The organism is Cytobacillus praedii (genome assembly GCF_001439605.1).
Lineage (GTDB): Bacteria > Bacillota > Bacilli > Bacillales > Cytobacillaceae > Cytobacillus > Cytobacillus praedii.
In genome coordinates this window covers 1-225 of record NZ_LMBX01000081.1, presented here as the reverse complement: position 1 = coordinate 225, position 225 = coordinate 1, and the positions used below count along the sequence as shown (strand labels likewise).

The 225-nt window shown below is 37.3% G+C and carries 1 tRNA gene; it reads right to left on the bottom strand.

Annotated features, from left to right (window positions below):
* Position 1 precedes the first annotated feature (1 nt).
* Positions 2-75: transfer RNA gene (locus ASU02_RS25565), tRNA-Ile, on the bottom strand.
* Positions 76-225 lie beyond the last annotated feature (150 nt).

The following is a 225-nucleotide window of genomic DNA, read 5'->3' as shown; positions in this document are numbered from 1 at the left end:
GTGGGCCTAAATGGACTCGAACCATCGACCTCACGCTTATCAGGCGTGCGCTCTAACCAGCTGAGCTATAGGCCCATATAACGGAATTCAGTAAATAAAAAAACATAGCTTCTTATTTGCTTCATTTAAATATTAAGTTAATAAAGAGATTGCTCTCTCAAAACTGAACGAACAATGAAACGTCTTTTAATGAAGATAAACTTCATTTCATCCTTAGAAAGGAGG